The organism is Marinobacterium nitratireducens, from assembly GCF_014645375.1.
Classification (GTDB): domain Bacteria; phylum Pseudomonadota; class Gammaproteobacteria; order Pseudomonadales; family Balneatricaceae; genus Marinobacterium_A; species Marinobacterium_A nitratireducens.
Map to the genome: position 1 here is coordinate 213,333 of NZ_BMLT01000005.1, position 18,392 is coordinate 231,724.

Sequence of the window (18,392 nt, forward strand, 5' to 3'; positions counted from 1 at the left end):
AATAAACGGACCAGAGATACGGCTCACAAACAGGCAACTTTCGCACCATTAAAGACCATAAACAGAACGATCTGCACTTATATGGTGCAACACCTCAGGCAACTTACTTTGCTCCGGCCTCTGCCTGCAACTGCCCCCAAACCGGGTTGCCCCATAGTGGAACCGTCGAGAGCGAATGTTTGTGGCTGCCCTGAACCTCCTTGGTAGAGTAGCTGACGTAGAGCAGCGTGCGGTTTTCGGCATCGAATATTCGACGTACCTTGAGCGACTTGAACAGCACGCTTTTCGAGGTACGAAACAGCACCTCGCCGCTCCTGGATTTATCAATGGAGGCAATCATCTCGGCGGTGATGGGGCCGGTCTGGCGACAGGCGATGCCCATGTCAGACGGGTCGGCAAAATCCAGATTGGCCTCGACATGGCTGATATGGCAGGTGACACCGGGGATCTTGGGATCCTTCAGCATTTCCAGCTTGATATCCTTGGTGGTGAAGAGCCCGAGGCTGACCTCCCCCACTTCGTTATCGGAGCAGCCCGTCAGCAGTAGCGCGGCGACCAGCACCCAACGCGGTTTCGTCATGTTTTCTACACCTGTGATAAAAGGCTCATCGAGCGCTTGCGGGAAAATCTCCAATTGTAGGATGGCTGCAGCCGCCGTGGGTTCGCTCCCGCCGTTCAGCAGGGCACCTCGAGCGGCATACCCGTCACGGATCCCCGGGTCGCCGCGAAAAAAACCGGTCAGCCACAGGAATTTCAGCATGGATTCAGTTGCCGGGTGTCTTACTGGTATCACCTGCAAATGCCTGCCTGATACATCGACAACCCTTCGGAGGTCGGCCATGTCGAACAGAATCTGCCGGGGTCTGATGCTGATGGCCGCCACGCTGCTGACCGCATGCGTCTACGATCCCTATTACGCCAGCGGCTACGTCGGTAGCGGATACAGCAGTGGCTATGTCAGCACCGTTTACGACGACTACTACTTCTACCCCGATGTCGGTGTCTATTTCAGCATCCGCTCGGGTGACTACTGGTACCGCCCGCATGATCGCTGGATCAGGGTGCACCGGCTTCCGTCACACTATCACCTGAACCACCGCCACCGCGTCAAGCTCCAGCTGGATCGAGACCGCCCCTGGCGCTACTACGATGACCATCGCAAGGGACGCTATCGCGATCGTCATTATGACCGGAACCGGGACTGGCGACGGGACCGGGACGATCGCCGCCTGCGCGACCGCGACGACCGCCACGAGCGGCGGGATCGCAGTATCCGGCACGAAAACGACCGGGATAGGGATAGAGATAGGGACTGGCAACGCGACAGGGATCGTATCCATCAGGACCTGCGCCACCGGGATCTGCATCGCAGCGACGTGCGACGCCGGGACAAAGAGCCTGACCGGAAACTGCTGCAGGACCGGCAGCGGCGGCCGGACTCACGTCGCGACGGCGGCCGGCGCGATGCGTCACGCGCCGAGCGTCACGAAAGGGAACAGCGTTCGAGGGCCCACAGGCCCGGGCCTGAAAGGACCGACGTCCTCCCACGCCGCGTCCAGGAGAGACGCAACGAGGAGCCCAGAAAGAGAAAGGACAACGCCGAACGGGCGCGACAACGCCACGACCAGCGACAGCAGCGCCCGGAACGCTCAGACCGGCGCGACAGGGCCGACGGGGAAGGCCGGCCGATCAGGCGGAGCGACAGGCCGGACCGGAACGAGCCCCGGCAACGCTGAGCAACGGAGACTCCAGTCCGACCTGCTGCATCAGCTGCAGCGTTTCGACCAGTTCTAGCGTGGCGCTGAAAGCATCGATGACCGGCACTTCGACGCCGTCCTGCACCGCCTCTCCGAGGCCTGCGAATACCGCTCCGCCAAGCAGCACGGCACCGGGATCGACATCTTCGATGAGCTGCGCCACGGGTTCGCGCAGCCACGCCGCCAGCCGCTGCGGTTCTGCCACCGGATCGAACGCCAGCTGCGGCAATGCCTGAATACCGACGCAGCCCGACAACAGGCCACGGCGCTTCAGCTCGAGCTGCAGCATCGACGGCCAGCGGCCGCCGACCGTCACGATCGCATAGCGGTCGGTCAGTTGCCGCGCGGCATTCACGCCGCCTTCGACCAGGTCGATAAGCGGAAACGGCGACCGGGCGCGCAGGCCGTCGAAATCCGGCAACCCGAAAGTCCCGAGAATACCGATTTCCACCGCACCCTGCGCCTTGCTCAGCATCGCGCGCACCGCAGTGCAGGCCTGGACGCACTGCTCCGGCGTGCGGATGGAGAGAGCCCCGGTTTCGGCGCTGATACCGCGCACCCGGAACTCGTCGCCGAAATGCGCAGATGCCAGCTGCACCATGCGCCCGGTCATCCTGGTGTCGGTATTGCCGTTGAGAATGAGATAATCGGTCTCGGACATTGCAAGCGCTCCAGCGCCGTTTCATTGAGCAACCCAGTCTAGACGAAAGTCGTAACAAGTCTATGACTTTGATCAATCCCGCTGTCAGGTCGCCCAGATCCGCGGCGGACAGGGTGCAAGCCCCAGCAACCGCTGTCGCAACAGCTCCCAGACCGGAATCAGCGTGGCCTGCAGACATTCGGTGTTCTGCCCCAGCATGCGCACCGCCAGCACGCCGTCGACCAGGGTCGCCCCAACCGGCAGAGCCGCGAAGCGCTCTTCGATCAGCGCCTGCACCGCATCGAGTTCCGCCTGGCCGGCCGGCGCCGCGCAGAGGCTTGCCGCCATCGCGTGGCCGCGCATGCCGGCCGCGGCGCTGAACTGGTCGTCGCCGCTGACCTGCAGCTGGTCGATCAGCACGCGACGCCCGTCGAGCCAGAACTCGGCACGGCTGTCGAGCGTACCGGTATCGAAACGCTCGCCATTGGCCGGACGCCCGAGGCAGTGCAGTTCCCAGCCGATGAAACGCCCACCCTCGGCAATATCGACACGGCTGCGCAGCCGGCTGCGGGCCGCGGGAAAATAGATGTTTTCCTGCGGCAGCCATTCCAGCGAGGCACCGGCCTCGACCCTCAGATGCTGGGTCTGCAATGCCGAAAGGCCCGCCGAACGGTAGAATTTGGTCGCGCCCGGCGTGGTGATAAGCGCCTGGGCGCCGCTGGCGACGTGCACGTCGATTTCCAGCTCATCGCCGCCGACCACGCCGCCAGGCGGGTGCAGCAGATAGCAGTGGCAAACGCCATACTCCGGATAGAAAGGTCTCTGCACCGCCAGAGGACCGCGCTGGCGGCGGTGTTTGAGGCGGGTTTTATCGAACCGGGCCTCGAAGCCCAGCTCCAGCCGCGCCTGCCAGCCGCGGGTTTCGGGTACTGCCATGTCCATTAGTCGGTTCCCAAAGCGATGTTGGGTTACGGCGCTACGCGCCTAGACCCAACCTACATAAGAAGCGAAAAGCACGTAGGAGCTCACTCCGTGAGCGAACCCCACCGGGACGGAGGCCGCCACGTCCATTCGCCCGGGGACCGGGCTCCTACAACGGTTTAAACGGTAAGATACTGCCGGATCAGACCGTCGTCGAGCTGATCCATGGCGCCGTTGGCGACGCTGCGGCCGCGGTCGAGGATGCAGAAGCGGTCGGCGACCTTACGCGCGAATGGCAGCTTTTGCTCCACCAGCAGCACTGTAAGACCGATCTCGCGGTTCAGATGGCGGATGATATCGCCGATCTCCTGCACCACGTTGGGCTGAATGCCTTCGGTGGGCTCGTCGAGGATCAGCAGTTTTGGATCCACCACCAGGGCGCGGCCGATCGCCAGTTGCTGCTGCTGACCGCCGGACAGGTCGCCGCCGCGCCGGCCCAGCATCTGCCTGAGCACCGGGAACAGTTCGAAAATGTAGTCCGGAATCTTGCGGTCGCCGCGCTTTCGCACCGGCAGGCCGATCTGCAGATTCTCCTCCACCGTCAGCAACGGGAAGATCTGTCGTCCCTGGGGTACGTAGCCGATGCCGAGGCGCGGCCGCTGCTCCACCGACCGGCTCAGCAGGTCGCCGCCGGCGAGACGGATATCGCCGCTGCGTACCGGCTGGTGCCCCATGATGCACTGCAGCAGGGTGGTCTTGCCGACGCCATTGCGTCCCATCAGCACCGTGCACTGCCCTTCCGGCACCTCGAGGTCGACATCCCAGAGGGTGTGACTCTCGCCGTAGAACTGGTTCAGTTGCTCGATCTTCAGCATCCTATTCCCCCAGGTACACTTCGACGACCTTTTGATTGTTCTGGACTTCGTCCATGGTGCCCTCCGCCAGCACCGAGCCCTGGTGCAGCACCGTCACGGTGCGCCCACCGGCGGCCAGATTGCGCACGAAGTCCATATCGTGCTCCACCACCACCACCGAATGCTGCCCGGCGAGCGACGTCAGCAGCTCGGCGGTACGATCCATTTCCTGGTGGGTCATGCCGGCAACCGGCTCGTCCACCAGCAACAGACGCGGGCGCTGCATCATCAGCATGCCGATCTCGAGCCACTGCTTCTGCCCGTGGGACAGGCTGCCGGCGTGCAGCAGACGCTGATCGGCCAGGCCGATCATTTCCAGCACCTGGTCGAGGTGATCGCGCTGCTCGCCGCTGAGCCGCGAGCTCAGGATGGTCCAGAGGGTGCGATCATCCTCCATCGCCAGCTCGAGGTTTTCCGCCACGCTGAGGAACTCGAACACCGTGGGCTTCTGGAATTTACGGCCGATGCCGGCCTGCGCGATCGCCGGCTCATCCATATCCAGCAGGTTGATGGTCTGGCCGAACCAGGCCGAGCCGGTATCCGGCCGGGTCTTGCCGGTGATGATATCCATCATCGTGGTCTTGCCCGCGCCGTTGGGACCGATGATGCAGCGCAGCTCACCGTCGTTGATGTAGAGATTGAGGTCGTTGATGGCCTTGAAGCCGTCGAAACTGACCGATATGCCTTCCAGGTAAAGCAGCACCTGATGGCTGACGTCGATATCGTGCGGTCGTGCCCGCTGCATGAACGGATAGACATGGTCACGATCGAGAATCTGTTCGAACACGCTGGCAACGGTCATGCACTGGCCTCCCGGCGTCGCAACAGCCCGGTGATGCCGCGCGGCAGCAGCAGCGTCACCACTACGAAGAGTCCGCCGAGGGCGAACAGCCAGATTTCCGGCAGCTCGGCGGTGAAGTAGGTTTTGGCGTAGTTGATCACCAGAGCCCCGACCACTGCGCCGTACAGCGTCGCACGACCACCGACGGCCACCCAGACCACGACTTCGATGGAGTTGAGCGGCGAGAACTCGTTGGGGTTGATAATGCCGACCTGGGGCACGTAAAGCGCGCCGGCAACACCCGCCAACATCGCCGAGACGGTAAAGACACCGAGCTTGACGTTCTCGACGCGATAGCCGAGGAAACGCGCCCGCGACTCGGCATCGCGCACCGCAACGCAGACACGGCCGAGCCGGCCGGCCATCAGGTAGCGGCAGAGCAGATAACCCAGCAGCAGCGCCAGTGCCGAGGCGATGAAGAGCCCGAGACGCGTGCTGTCGGCCTGAAGGTCGAAGCCGAGGATATCCTTGAAATCGGTCAGGCCGTTATTGCCGCCGAACCCCATCTCGTTGCGATAAAACGCCAGCATCAGCGCGTAGGTCAGCGCCTGGGTGATGATCGACAGGTAGACGCCGGAGACACGGGAACGAAACGCCAACGCGCCGAACACGAAGGCCAGCAGCCCCGGTATCAGCAGCACCATCAGCGCGGCGAACCAGAACTCGTCGAAGCCGTACCAGAACCAGGGCAGCTCGTCCCAGTTCAGGAACACCATGAAGTCCGGCAGCAGCGGGTTGCCGTACACGCCGCGATCGCCGATCTGGCGCATCAGATACATCCCCATGGCGTAGCCGCCCAGGGCGAAGAAGGCGGCGTGGCCCAGCGTCAGTATCCCCAAATAGCCCCAGACCAGGTCGACGGCCACCGCCAGCAGCGCCAGCGTCAGGTATTTGCCCATCAGCGTGACGGTGTAGGTCGGCACGTGCAGCGCGTGCCCGGGTGGCAGCTGATTCAGCAAGGGTACCGCGATCATCAGCACCAGCAGCACGCCGATCAGCACCTGGCCGCCGCGGTCATTCCTGAGCGCTTGCATCAACATGGTTCAGCCCTCCGCCGCACGGTCACCATGACAGTGAATGAATCCGTGCGCTTGCGTGCCACCGCGCGGGTCTGCGGACCGCTGCCGGGTCGCCTGCATACATTCCTTTCCGACATCGCTCAGCCCTCCGCCGCACGGCCACGCTGCGGAAAGAGTCCGCGCGGGCGCTTCTGGATAAACAGAATGATGAACACCAGCACCAGGATCTTGGCCAGTACCGCGCCCGCCCAGGGCTCGAGTACCTTGTTGGCAACACCCAGACTGAGACCTGCAACCAGGGTTCCCCAGAGATTGCCGACGCCTCCGAACACCACCACCATGAAGGAGTCGATGATGTAGGCCTGGCCGAGGTTGGGCCCGACGTTGGTCAGCTGCGACAGCGCCACGCCGGCGACACCGGCAACCCCGGAGCCGAGACCGAAGGTCAGCGCATCGACCCATTTCGAACGCACGCCCATGGCCCGTGCCATGGCCCTGTTCTGCGACACCGCCCTCACCTGAAGGCCCAGCGGGGTTCGCTTGAGCACCATCACCAGTGCAGCGAACACCAGCAGGCAGAACAGGATGATGTACAGGCGACTCAGGGTGAGCGAAAACACCGGATTGATCTCGACCAGGCCGCTCATCCAGTCCGGCGTCTCCACCGAGCGGTTCAGCGGCGAAAAGATCGAGCGTACCGCCTGCTGCAGTACCAGACTGATGCCGAAGGTGGCCAGCAGGGTTTCCAGCGGCCGGCCGTAGAGAAAGCGGATCACGCCGCGCTCGATGGCAATGCCGACCAGTCCCGAGACCACGAAGGCCGCGGGAATCGCCACCAGTATGGAGGCGCCGATATGATTCGGCATCAGCTGCTGAATGACGTAGGTGGTATAGGCGCCGAGCATGATCAGCTCGCCGTGCGCCATGTTGATAACGCCCATGACGCCGAAGGTGATCGCCAGTCCGATACCGGCCAGCACCAGCACCGACCCCAGACTGATGCCGAAATACAGCGTCTCGAGCATGCCGTAATAGCGGATTTTCTCATCGATGCCGTTCAGCGCCAGCTGCGCCTGCCGCTTGACCTGGTCGCCGGCATCGCTCTCGAGCAGCGCCGTCAGGGCGTTGCGCACCGGCGGCTCGAGTGAGCCGTCAAGGCGCTCGATGGCCTGCAGACGGGCCGCCTCGTCACCGGTCTCCAGATCCTGAATCGCCAGCGCCTGCGCCATCAGCTCTCGCACTTCGGTCACCGGCTCGTCGCCGATACGGTTGCGCAGCACGGCGACGGTATCCGGATCCAGCGCACCGAGCAGCTCGCGCACCGCCGCAGCGCGACGCTCTGGGTCCTCGGCCTTGAGGCCCAGCTCCGCCAGCGCCTGACTTATCTGGCCACGCATCAGGTTGTTCAGCGTGACCTTTCTGAAATCGCGTTTCTTCTCGATGATGACAGCACTGCCATCCAGAAGATCCAGCGCCTCGGCGCCGGTATCGGCCGACCGTACGATGAACAGCCGGTCGTCGTCCTTGCGGTAATAGAGTTCGCCATCCTTCAGCAGGTGCAGGATTTCCTCGGTCCGCGGATGCTCCTGCTCCACCAGTAAGGCCACGCCACGGGCGCGCTGATCGAACTTCTGCACCAGCAGCGCGCTGACCTGCGCCAGGGTCTCATCCTCGGCCGCACGGGCCTGCAGCGACAGTCCCAGCAGCAGCGCAATCAGCATCCAGAGTGCGAAAAATGGCAACGGTCTGACCAGGGGCTTCGACATTCCGTTCTCCCAACAGTTGATGTGGTCGGAGCGGCCTGCGTCGGTCTCCGATCGGGTCGGGCGCCGGCCGACATCCCTGCCGGTACGGCGCCAATACAGACAGGCTGCTAGCCCGCTCATCCGGCTCAGTGGATCAGTGGATCAGTGGATCAGAAATTCTGACCCGAGCACTTGCCGGTCTTGGTGTTGTAGTTGCCGCAGGACAGCGGCGCACGCCAGTCGGAAATGATGTCCTTCGAACCCTCGAGATAATCGGACCAGGCATCCCCGGCGACGGTACCGGAGGTTTCCCAGACCACCTCGAACTGGCCATCGTCCTGGATCTCGCCGATCAGCACCGGCTTGGTGATGTGGTGGTTCGGCATCATGGTGGAATAGCCGCCGGTCAGGTTCGGCACCGCGACGCCGACAATGGCATCCTGCACCGCGGCAGGCTCGGTGGTACCGGCCTTCTTGACCGCCTCGACCCACATGTTGAAGCCGATGTAATGCGCTTCCATCGGGTCGTTGGTAACCCGCTCCTCGTTCTCGATATAGCTGTGCCAGCTGTCGATGAAGCCGTCGTTGGCGTCCGAATCGACGCTCATGAAGTAGTTCCAGGCCGCCAGGTGACCGACCAGCGGCGCGGTGTCGATACCGGACAGCTCTTCTTCGCCGACCGAGAATGCCACCACCGGGATATCGCCGGCCGAAACGCCCTGGGCCCCGAGTTCCTTGTAGAACGGTACGTTGGCGTCGCCGTTGATGGTCGAGACCACCGCGGTCTTCTTGCCCTCGGAGCCGAACTTCTTGATGTCGGAGACGATCGACTGCCAGTCGGCATGGCCGAACGGGGTGTAGTTGATCATGATGTCCTCGGGCGCAACGCCCTTGGCCTTCAGATAGGCTTCGAGAATCTTGTTGGTGGTGCGGGGATAGACGTAGTCGGTACCGGCCAGAACCCAGCGCTCGACGCCGAGATCGTTCATCAGGTAGTCCACCGCCGGCACGGCCTGCTGATTGGGCGCAGCACCGGTGTAGAAGACGTTCTTGGACGACTCCTCACCCTCGTACTGCACCGGGTAGAACAGCAGGCTGTCGAGTTCCTCGAATACCGGCAGCACCGACTTGCGGGACACCGAGGTCCAGCAGCCGAACACTGCATCGACCTTGTTCTTCTCGATCAGCTCGCGGGCCTTTTCCGCGAACAGCGGCCAGTTAGAGGCGGGGTCGACGACCACCGGCTCCAGCTGCTTGCCGAGCAGTCCGCCCTTCTTGTTCTGCTCCTCGATCAGCATCAGCATGGTGTCCTTGAGCGTGGTCTCGCTGATCGCCATGGTGCCGGACAGCGAGTGCAGAATACCGACCTTGATGGTGTCCTCCGCCGCCATCGCCACGTTCATCGAAACCGAAAGCGCCAGCGCGGATACGGAGCCCAACAGCAACCTGGACTTCGAAGCCTTGTTTTCCATTATCAGTTACCCCTTCGTCAGTTGTGTGCATCAGTCAGAAACATGCGCGCTGACATGATGCAATGCAGGTGCCAACTGTGGGCTTATGGCTCGCAACGCCCGCCCTGCGTGCCTCTGCCGCCGCCAGTCACAGACCCTTCGCTGACCAAAATACAGCCGAGTGCGCGATAAAAGGGCGCCTGCCACTTGCCTTTAAGCGGCACGCACCATTTTGCGACACAACAACAATCCAATTTCGACCAGCCGTCACAGCGACGTCCAAGGTTCTCCGTCGGCGCAGAATGCTGTACAATCCGCGACCAGTTTTTTGGCCTTTTTCAGAGACTTGTACCGAGAGGAATCCCATGCGTCTGGCAGAAATGGAGTCCATTGCGCTGAACATCGGGCTGGCCGTGTTCGCGATCTTCGTGTTTTTCATCATTTACGACCTGGCGAAGAAGTCGAACGCCGGCAAGTTCGGCACCGCCATGCTGTTCGTCGTGCTGGGCATGGGCCTGTTCGCCTTCGTTATCAAGACGGTCGTCGTCGAGCTGATGGGCAGCGGGCATATCTGACGGGTGACGGGTGACGGGTGACGGGTGACGGGTGACGGGTGACGGGTGACGGGTGACGGAGATTGGCACGGCACAGGAGGGTGGGTCTAGCGATGCAATCGCGCTCGCTGACCTATTATTCGGAGAGCTCCGTAGGTTGGGTCTAGCGACGGAGTCGCGTAACCCAACATCGGTATCCTCGGAGCCTAAAACGCCAACCGGGTTCCATCGATCTGTAATACGATCGATATGATGGGTCCGCGATGCTCAAGCTGCGAGGCGATTCAAAATCCGTGCCGTTGCATCGCTTGACCCATCCTACGTCGTGCCAGGTTCCAGTAGCATTCCCCTCATTCCCCTTACAGGTTGTATTCTGTACTCTGGCTGCAAACAGACAGGGATGAATGCAATGGACCCGATTACCCTTATCGTACTGGCGGCACTGGTGGTGGTGCTGTTCTACGGCATCACGCTCTACAACAACCTGGTTCGCCTCAAGCACAACGTTTCCAAGGCCTGGGCCAATATCGACGTGCTGCTCAAGCAGCGCCACGACGAACTGCCGAAGCTGGTCGAAACCTGCAAGCAGTACATGGGATACGAGCAGCAGACCCTGGAAGCGGTGATGCGGGCCCGCAATTCGGTATCGGCGGCACGCGAGGCGCAGGACGTCAAGGCGCTCGGACAGGCCGAAACCCAGCTCCGACTGGGGCTTGGCAACCTGTTCGCGGTCGCCGAAGACTACCCCGACCTCAAGGCCAGCGACTCCTTCCAGCACCTGCAGTCGCGTATCAGCGGTCTGGAAACCGCCATCGCCGACCGCCGCGAGTTCTACAACGAGTCGGTCAACCTCAACAACGTCCGCATCGAGCAGTTTCCGGACAACCTGATCGCCGGCCGTTTCGGTTTCAAGGCGGCCGATCTGCTCGAGTTCGATGACGCCGAGAAGGCCGATGTCAATATCAAGGCACTGTTCGGCTAATGCTGATCGACGTGACCGGCCTCGCTTCCCACGAGCGCCTGATGCTGCTGGTCGCCTGCGCTGTGGTGGCGCTGATCGGCCTCTGGTACGGGCTGCGTCAGCTGCGGCGCTATCACCTGATCGCCGACACCCCGACGGCGCGTATCCGTTCGGCGCACCAGGGCTATGTCGAACTGATCGGCCAGGCACAACCCGGACCCGAAGGGCCGGTCTACGCGCCGCTGACCGGCACCGAATGCGTCTGGTACCGCTACAGGGTGGAACGGGAAAAGGGCAGCGGCAAGAACCGCCGCTGGGTCACCGAGCGCAGCGGCACCTCGACTCAGTGGTTTCAGCTCGATGACGGCAGCGGCGTCTGCCAGATCGATCCCGAGGGCGCCCACTGCCGGGTCGACAGCCGGCGCCGCTGGTACGGCAACAGCCCCAACCCGGGAACCGACACCGGCCGCAACGGCTCCATTTTCAATATCAACGTCAGCTTCGGCGGCGGACGCTACCGCTATCTCGAGGAACTGGTGCTGGAATACGAGCGGGTCTATGCCCTCGGCCGCTTCCAGAGCGTCGGCGGCGGACGCGACAACCTCGACCAGGACAAGGCCGCCGGGGACCTGATTCGCGGCTGGAAAGCGAACTACGAGCAGTTGCTGGAACGCTTCGACCAGGACGGCAACGGCGAGCTGGATCTGCAGGAATGGCAGCAGGTGCAGGACGAGGCGCGGCGCCAGGCCGCGGCACAACAGCGCGACCTGCACGCGATGCCAACGGTGCACGTACTCAATTGCCCCGAGGAAAGCGGCCAGCCGTTCGTGATTTCCACCCTCGACGAAGAGAAGCTGGCACGCCGCTTCCGCTGGATGGCCCATGGCTGCTTCGTCGCCGTGCTCGTTGCCAGTTGGGTCGCAGGCGAGCTGCTGCTCGTGCTCTGAGCCACTGCTGTAAGTTTTATGCAACAGTCGTGGCGTCTCTATTAGCTTTTCCTGATGGAATACAGAATATTCCGAAAAAAATGATTTCCGACTGTTCAGGTTACTTTCACCCTGGCCGATATACTGTAGGTATAGGTAATCGGGACCTGTGCACATCGAGCCTCTGCCGGTCCGGCAGTGAAACAACCCGGGACCTGCATTACCTAATGGAGCCGGTCGTGAGCTGAAGTTCCTTCGCGCACCGTACCGACGTCCAGGTCATCCATGGACTGCGGAGGTTGTCATGAGCAACCTGCAACTTTTCATTCGCCACCCGGACGAGATCCCCCTCGATCTCGAAGTCATCGAACGACCTGTCGCCCGAAGCGACGACTCCATACCCCTGAGGCTGGTCTGCCGACTACCGGTGCCGCTCGAGTGCGGCCAGCAGGTCAGCATCAACGCCCGGAGCCAGATCCACTGCCCCGACATCAAAGGCCAGGTTGACTGGTGCCACCCGCAACGGGGCGGGTTCGAACTCGGCATTCTGTTCCCGGACTCGGAACACGCCATGCGCGTGAGGATGTTCGAGCAGGTCTGCCATATCCGCCGCTACCGCCGCCTTCTGGAGGAAACACAGGGCCGCTTCCTCAGCGAGGACGAAGCCGCGCTGGAATGGATCGCCCGATATGCCGCACTTTTCCCGGCGAATGCCCTATAATCGGGCCTTTAGGGAACCATCCAAGCCCTGAACTGCGAATCCGCGGTCCGGGACCGGTGGTGATCCCGTTCCCATCTCCGGCAACGGTAGGAAAAGATGCAACAGAAAGTCGTACAGGTTGGCAGCAACATCGAAATCGCCAACGACAAGCCCATGGTTCTGTTCGGTGGCATGAACGTGCTGGAGTCACGTGACCTGGCGCTGAAGATCGCCGAGCACTATGTCGAAGTCACCGGGCGCCTGGATATCCCCTATGTCTTCAAGGCCTCTTTCGACAAGGCCAATCGCTCGTCCCTCAACTCCTTCCGCGGCCCGGGCCTCGACGAAGGCCTGAAGATCCTCGAAGAGGTCAAGAACACCTTCGGTGTGCCGATCATCAGCGATGTGCACGAGCCCTACCAGGCCGCACCGGCCGCGGAGGTCTGCGACATCATCCAGCTGCCCGCCTTCCTCTCGCGCCAGACCGACCTGGTGGTGGCGATGGCCAAAACCGGCGCGGTGATCAACATCAAGAAAGCCCAGTTCCTGGCGCCGCACGAGATGAAGCACATCCTGCACAAGTGCGAGGACGCCGGGAACGACCGCCTGATCCTGTGCGAACGCGGCAGCGCCTTCGGTTACAACAACCTGATCGTCGACATGCTCGGCTTCAGCATCATGAAGGAGTTCGGCTATCCGGTAATGTTCGACGCCACCCACGCCCTGCAGATGCCGGGAGGCCGCGCCGACTCCGCCGATGGCCGTCGCGCGCTGGTGGCCCAGCTGTCCCGCGCGGGCCTGTCCCAGGGCATCGCCGGTCTCTTCCTCGAGGCGCACCCGGACCCCGAGCAGGCCATGTGCGATGGCCCCTGCGCACTGCCGCTGGCGAAGCTGGAACCCTATCTGGCCCAGATGAAAGCGGTGGACGAACTGGTCAAGAGCTTCGCGCCGCTGGACACCTCGGCCTGAAACCGCCCCTGCCGGACGCCACCGACTGCATCCGGCAACACTTAATTTCTTCGCGGGCCTTGTCTATCATCATCAAAAACCAGGACAAGGCCAGCGATGGAAACGCCGACGGACAAGCAGTACCCGCCCCTCGCCAGCGGCCAGGCGCTGGGACCGGAACACCACCGATTCCAGCTCAGTGACCGCCTCGGCGACTATCTGTTCGGCGAACTCTGGCACGCCAGGGACCTCAGTACCGAGCCGACCGCCAACGTCACCCTGCTGGTCCTGAAACCTGAACTCGGCGGCGACAGCGCCTTCGTCAACGCGTTCAAGAAACAGCAGACGCTGTGCAAGTCGCTAAAACACCCCCACCTAACCGAAAGCTACGGCTATTTTCTCGATCGCGGCGGACGCCTGTTCAGCGCCCATGAAGTCCTCGAAGGCCTGACTCTGGCGCAGCTGCTGGCGAGCCGCAGAGGACGAAAGCTGCCGACGGCGCAAAAGCGGGCGCTGCTGGGGCAACTGGCGCAGGCTTTGGAAACCGGCTACCACAAGCTGCGCCAGCCCCACGGCGTGCTGACACCGGCGCAGGTTTTCATCAATCGCCGCGAGGGCGTCAAGCTGCTCGGCTTCGCCGGTCTCGAGTGCCTGCAGCTGGCCGGCCGCAAGCTGCCGGAGCTCGAGCACGCAACCGCGGCCTATCTCGCGCCGGAGACCGAGGGCCCGGGCCGGCCCGACGCGCGGGCCGACCTTTACAGCCTGGCGCTGCTGGCCCACGAGCTGCTCGCCGGATCCCCGCCCTGGACGTCGTCGCCCGGGGATCGGGATCCCTCGCGCCTGTCGCGCCCTTCGAAGATCGATACCCGGCAATGGCAGCTCATCACCGGCGCCCTGGCAACGGATCCTGCCCGGCGCCCGGCTAGCGCCACCGCCTGGGTACGCCAGCTGTTCAGCGACGAGCCGCTGGCGGATGAGCCCGAGCCCCGAGCCAGGTCCGAACGCCCCGAAACCAGCGCGCCTGCCGGGGATACCTCTGCCGCCGGGGACGACGTATCGCCGGCAGCGGGAGCCGGACGCAGCCGCGCCGCGCTGCAGGCGCTAACAGGTCTCACCGCCAGGCTGCGGCCGGAACGGCTGCGCGTCCCCGCCATCTTTGCCGCCGGCCTGGTACTGGGATTCCTGCTCGGAATCTGGCTCGGACAGCGACAGCTCGATGCCACCCGCTCGCAGCTGCGGGAGGTGGCGCAGCGCGGCGCGGAGCTTAGGACCGCATTGCAGGCATTGCAGGCCTCCCAGACGCCCCGGGAAGCCCCCGGGGAGTCGCAGCTATCCGCCCCCGACGGAACGCCCGAAAGCAGCGCAGACAGTACCGCCGGTACGACCGGGGCCTTTCGCGACGAGCTGAGTAGCGGCGGCTTCGGCCCCGATATGCTGATGCTTCCGCGCGGAAGCTTCCTGATGGGGTCGGACTCGAAACTGGCCGACGACAACGAGCGTCCGGTCACGCGCATCGACATCGGCCACGGCGTTGCCCTGGCGCGTCAGGAAGTCACCTTCGAGCAATACGACCGCTTCGCCGGGGCCACCGGCCGTCCGTTGCCGGACGACGGCGGCTGGGGCCGCGGTCAACAACCTGTCATCAACGTCAGCTGGAACGATGCGAGGGCCTACGCCCGCTGGCTGGCGGAGCAAAGCGGCCAGCCCTACCGTCTGCCCAGCGAAGCGGAATGGGAATACGCCGCAAGGGCCGGTACCACGGGCCCCTACTGGTGGGGCGACGAACTCGGCCAGGGGCACGCGGTTTGCGACGAGTGCGGCAGCGACTGGGACGGCCGACGGCCGGCACCGGCCGGCACCCTGGCGGCCAATCCCTGGGGCTTCCACGACCTCAACGGCAACGTCGACGAGTGGGTACAGGACTGCTATTTCGACAGCCACGCCGGCGCGCCGGCTAACGGCGCCGCCCGCAGCGAAGACAACTGCGAGTATCGCGTGATGCGCGGCGGCTCCTGGTTCGATATCGGCCGTCTGGTAAGGTCCTCGAGCCGCTACCGGCATCCGCCCGACACGCGGCGTTCGAGCTGGGGCTTCAGGGTCGCCGTGGACCTTCCCGCGAGCGCAACCGATCGGCCAAACAGCCCCTAACTTAACCAATCGCCGGCTGACGGGTCATACCGTCTCCATGAGATAAGGAGAGCCCCCATGCCCATGTCCTTTCGCTGCCTGAGTCTGCTGCTGGCGGCGATGGCCGCCCCGCTCGGCGCCCAGACGCTGCATATCGACGCCGACGCCCGCCAGGCATTGACGCTGACGGTCTATAACCAGAACCTCGGACTGGTGCGCGACAGCCGCCAGTTGCCGCCTTTCGATGCCAGCCAGACGGTCGCCATCGAAGACGTCAGCCGGCGCATGCAGACCGAAACGCTGTCGATCCGTGGCGCCGGCAGCATCCTGGAACAGACCCTCAACACCAACCTGCTGTCGCACCAGGCGCTGCTGCAGCATTACCTCGGCCGCGAGCTGAGTCTGGCGCGCCGCAACCCCGCGACCGGCGACGAGAGCATCGCGCAGGTGACGCTGCTCAGCGTCGAGGGCGACCGCGCCCTGGTCCGCCGTGACGAGCGGGTCGAAAGCGTCCCGCTGGACCGGGACTGGCGCTTCATCTTTCCGCAGCTGCCACCACATCTGATCAGCAAGCCCAGCCTGGAATTTCGCAGCAACGGTACCGAAGTGCCGGCCACGGCGACCTTCAGCTACCTGACCGACGGCCTCAGCTGGCAGATGGACTACGTCTTGAACCTCGCTGAAAACGGCCAGCAGATGTCACTGGAAGGGCTGGCCACGCTGTACAACGAAACCGGCACCGATTTTCGCGACGCCAGCTTTCAACTGCTGGCGGGCAACCTGAACCAGCCGGCTCCGGTGGCCTACCGCAAGGCCACGATGGAGATGGCGGCCATGGCCGCCGACGCGGCGCCACCGCCGGAAGCCTTTCAGGACTACCACCTTTACAGCCTGCCACTACCTACCAGCCTGCTCGACCGCCAGCACAAACAACTGCCGCTGATCAGCATCGACGCGCTGCCGGTGACCCGGGAGTACCGTCACGAATTCCTCGCCGTACCGCGCCCCGACAGCCAGCGCCACAAGTCGGCACCCCAGACCTGGCTGCGCTTCGCCAACGCCGCCGACCAGCCACTGCCCGCCGGTGCGGTACGCGCCTTTGCCCCGGACAGCAGCGGCCGTCAGCAATTTATCGGCGGCAGCCGCATCGGCCATACGGCCACCGGCCAGGACGTGGAAATGCAGCTTGGCGAGGCCTTCGACCTCGTCGTGGAACGCCAGCAGACGCTGTTCCAGAAGGAATACGACGGCGACCTGCTCGAATACGAGGTGCTGGTGCGCAACAGCGGCGAGGCCGCAAGGCAACTGCAACTGGCAGTGAACTTCACCCAGCCCTGGGATCTGCAGCACAGCAACCGGCCGATGACGCAAAGCCGCGGCGGTCGCGCCGAGTGGACGCTGAGCGTCCCCCCCGGCGACAAATCCATGCTGCGGTTTCGGGTCAAGCTGAAGAAGCCGCAATCGTAGGCGCGACGCCTGTGCGAGCGGCGCCCCGCCACGAAAGACCCGCGAATGCCCTACACCGTGCCAATATTGTTCGCCGCGGGGCGCGGCATCCTACGCACTGGCGCCACCGAGCAAGACCGTGGGAGCGGCGCCCCGCCGCGAAGGACCCGCGAACGCCCTGCACCGTGCCAATGTTGTTCGCCGCGGGGCGCGGCATCCTACGCACCGGGGCCCACCGAGCAAGACCGTGGGAGCGGCGCCCCGCCGCGAAAGACCCGCGAATGCCCTACACCGTGCCAATATTGTTCGCCGCGGGGCGCGGCATCCTGCGCACCGGGACCCACCGAGCAGGACCGTGGGAGCGGCGCCCCGCCACGAAAGACCCGCGAATGCCCTGCACCGTGCCAATATTATTCGCCGCGGGGCGCGGCATCCTACGCACCGGGGCCCAGCGAGCAAGACCTTAGGAGCGGCGCCCCGCCGCGAAGGACCCGCGAATGTCCGGCACCGTGCCAATATTGTTCGCCGCGGGGCGCGGCATCCTACGCACCGGGGCCCAGCGAGCACGACCGTAGGAGCGGCGCCCCGCCGCGAAAGACCCGCGAATGCCCTGCATCGTGACAATATTGTTCGCCGCGGGGCGCGGCATCCTACGCACCGGGGATTACCGAGCAAGACCGTGGGAGCGGCGCCCCGCCGCGAAGGACCCGCGAACGCCCTGCACCGTGCCAATATTGTTCGCCGCGGGGCGCGGCTACTACTGCCGTCCCTCAGGGCTCCCAAGTCTTGTGTAGGAGCCCGCTCTGCGGGCGATCTTTTCGGCAGTGCGGCACATCCCGAGCGTCCAGGCCTGAACCCGGTTCGCCCGGGGGACCGGGCTCCCACAGGTGGTGTAGACGACCGGTCGGCCCCGACAGGGTCTCGCTTACGCGGACGCCACAGCCACGGGCTCGATTTTCGCTTCCCAGCGCGCGACCTCGGCGCTGTCAGGCGTTTGACCGAGTTCGCCGTCGCGGTAAACATCGATCAGTCGACGCAGCGCCAGCGGATGCTTCAGTTCTGCAGCGCGGCGGTAATAGTGGAGCGCCCGAACGGCGTCGGACGGGAAGCGGTGTTCGAAGCCCTGTTCGCAGATCCGACCCATCTGATAGCAGGCCTTGGCATCGCCTTTGTCGGCAGCGCGCTCCAGGTACAAGGCTCCCTGAATGCGGTTGGCGATGCCGTCGCCACGAAAGTGCAGCAGATGGCCGTAAACCGACAGTGCCCGACGGTTGTCGTTATCGGCGGCAAAGCGAAACAGCTTCATCACCCAATCGTGTTTTCGGCGCGAAGAGCGCAGCAGTTTAGAGCGAAACAGACCGTAGGCCAGCCAGAAAATCAGTGGCGCCACCAGCTTCATCAGCAGTCGCATGTCGTCTCCCGTCGCAAAGGTGAGCGAGCCT

Annotated in this window: 17 protein-coding genes; 8 read left to right on the forward strand and 9 right to left on the reverse strand. The window is 63.9% G+C overall.

What is annotated here, in order from left to right; all coding sequences use genetic code 11:
- Positions 1-103: 103 nt before the first annotated feature.
- On the reverse strand, positions 104-760 hold the full coding sequence (locus tag IEX85_RS11310) for a CreA family protein (RefSeq protein WP_308425647.1): 657 nt from the start codon (positions 758-760) through the stop codon (positions 104-106).
- Between the two features lie 79 nt (positions 761-839).
- Here IEX85_RS11310 and IEX85_RS11315 point away from each other — a divergent pair, with 79 nt between their 5' ends.
- Positions 840-1,736 (forward strand): hypothetical protein, encoded by an 897-nt coding sequence (locus tag IEX85_RS11315; protein WP_188860700.1) that lies wholly within the window; start codon positions 840-842, stop codon positions 1,734-1,736.
- On the opposite strand, the gene IEX85_RS11320 is transcribed toward IEX85_RS11315, so the two are convergent.
- The 7 genes from IEX85_RS11320 to urtA all read right to left on the reverse strand — a co-directional run bounded on the left by IEX85_RS11320 (position 1,690) and on the right by urtA (position 9,309).
- Positions 1,690-2,418: an aspartate/glutamate racemase family protein gene (locus IEX85_RS11320; protein WP_188860701.1), complete on the reverse strand. Its 729-nt coding sequence runs from the start codon at positions 2,416-2,418 to the stop codon at positions 1,690-1,692. The genes IEX85_RS11315 and IEX85_RS11320 overlap by 47 nt on opposite strands.
- 84 nt (positions 2,419-2,502) lie before the next feature.
- A complete protein-coding gene (locus IEX85_RS11325; RefSeq protein WP_188860702.1) occupies positions 2,503-3,339 on the reverse strand; it encodes an urease accessory protein UreD in 837 nt (278 codons plus the stop codon).
- A 158-nt stretch (positions 3,340-3,497) separates the two neighbouring features.
- The gene (gene urtE, locus IEX85_RS11330) at positions 3,498-4,193 is read right to left on the reverse strand and encodes an urea ABC transporter ATP-binding subunit UrtE (RefSeq protein WP_188860703.1); all 696 of its coding nucleotides are present in this window, start codon (positions 4,191-4,193) and stop codon (positions 3,498-3,500) included.
- 1 nt (position 4,194) lies between these two features.
- Positions 4,195-5,034 carry an urea ABC transporter ATP-binding protein UrtD gene (urtD, locus tag IEX85_RS11335; protein WP_188860704.1) on the reverse strand — a complete coding sequence of 280 codons (840 nt, stop codon included), beginning with the start codon at positions 5,032-5,034 and terminating at the stop codon, positions 4,195-4,197.
- Positions 5,031-6,113, reverse strand: a complete 1,083-nt coding sequence (gene urtC / locus IEX85_RS11340) for an urea ABC transporter permease subunit UrtC (RefSeq protein WP_188860705.1) — start codon at positions 6,111-6,113, stop codon at positions 5,031-5,033. Before urtC ends, urtD begins: the two co-directional genes overlap by 4 nt.
- Positions 6,114-6,232: 119 nt before the next feature.
- Entirely contained in the window at positions 6,233-7,858 is a 1,626-nt protein-coding gene (gene urtB, locus IEX85_RS11345) for an urea ABC transporter permease subunit UrtB (RefSeq protein ID WP_188860706.1), read from the reverse strand.
- Positions 7,859-8,007: 149 nt separating this feature from the next.
- Positions 8,008-9,309, reverse strand: coding sequence for an urea ABC transporter substrate-binding protein (gene urtA, locus IEX85_RS11350; RefSeq protein ID WP_188860707.1), 1,302 nt, complete (start codon positions 9,307-9,309; stop codon positions 8,008-8,010).
- A 344-nt stretch (positions 9,310-9,653) separates the two neighbouring features.
- Between urtA and IEX85_RS11355 the strand changes: the two genes are divergently transcribed.
- From IEX85_RS11355 to IEX85_RS11385, 7 genes are all read left to right on the forward strand, one after another.
- A complete protein-coding gene (locus IEX85_RS11355) occupies positions 9,654-9,863 on the forward strand; it encodes a DUF2788 domain-containing protein (protein WP_188860708.1) in 210 nt (69 codons plus the stop codon).
- Positions 9,864-10,251: 388 nt separating this feature from the next.
- A complete protein-coding gene (locus IEX85_RS11360; RefSeq protein WP_188860709.1) occupies positions 10,252-10,824 on the forward strand; it encodes a LemA family protein in 573 nt (190 codons plus the stop codon).
- Positions 10,824-11,750 (forward strand): GIDE domain-containing protein, encoded by a 927-nt coding sequence (locus IEX85_RS11365; RefSeq protein ID WP_188860710.1) that lies wholly within the window; start codon positions 10,824-10,826, stop codon positions 11,748-11,750. The genes IEX85_RS11360 and IEX85_RS11365 overlap by 1 nt, the downstream gene beginning before the upstream one ends.
- 283 nt (positions 11,751-12,033) lie before the next feature.
- Positions 12,034-12,450: a hypothetical protein gene (locus tag IEX85_RS11370; RefSeq protein WP_188860711.1), complete on the forward strand. Its 417-nt coding sequence runs from the start codon at positions 12,034-12,036 to the stop codon at positions 12,448-12,450.
- A gap of 96 nt (positions 12,451-12,546) precedes the next feature.
- Positions 12,547-13,398, forward strand: coding sequence for a 3-deoxy-8-phosphooctulonate synthase (kdsA, locus tag IEX85_RS11375; protein WP_188860712.1), 852 nt, complete (start codon positions 12,547-12,549; stop codon positions 13,396-13,398).
- 96 nt (positions 13,399-13,494) lie between these two features.
- Positions 13,495-15,525: an SUMF1/EgtB/PvdO family nonheme iron enzyme gene (locus tag IEX85_RS11380; protein WP_188860713.1), complete on the forward strand. Its 2,031-nt coding sequence runs from the start codon at positions 13,495-13,497 to the stop codon at positions 15,523-15,525.
- Positions 15,526-15,582: 57 nt separating this feature from the next.
- A complete protein-coding gene (locus IEX85_RS11385) occupies positions 15,583-16,971 on the forward strand; it encodes a DUF4139 domain-containing protein (RefSeq protein ID WP_188860714.1) in 1,389 nt (462 codons plus the stop codon).
- A gap of 904 nt (positions 16,972-17,875) precedes the next feature.
- Here IEX85_RS11385 and IEX85_RS11390 read toward each other — a convergent pair.
- Complete coding sequence (locus IEX85_RS11390) at positions 17,876-18,361, reverse strand: tetratricopeptide repeat protein (RefSeq protein WP_188860715.1); 486 nt, start codon at positions 18,359-18,361, stop codon at positions 17,876-17,878.
- Positions 18,362-18,392 lie beyond the last annotated feature (31 nt).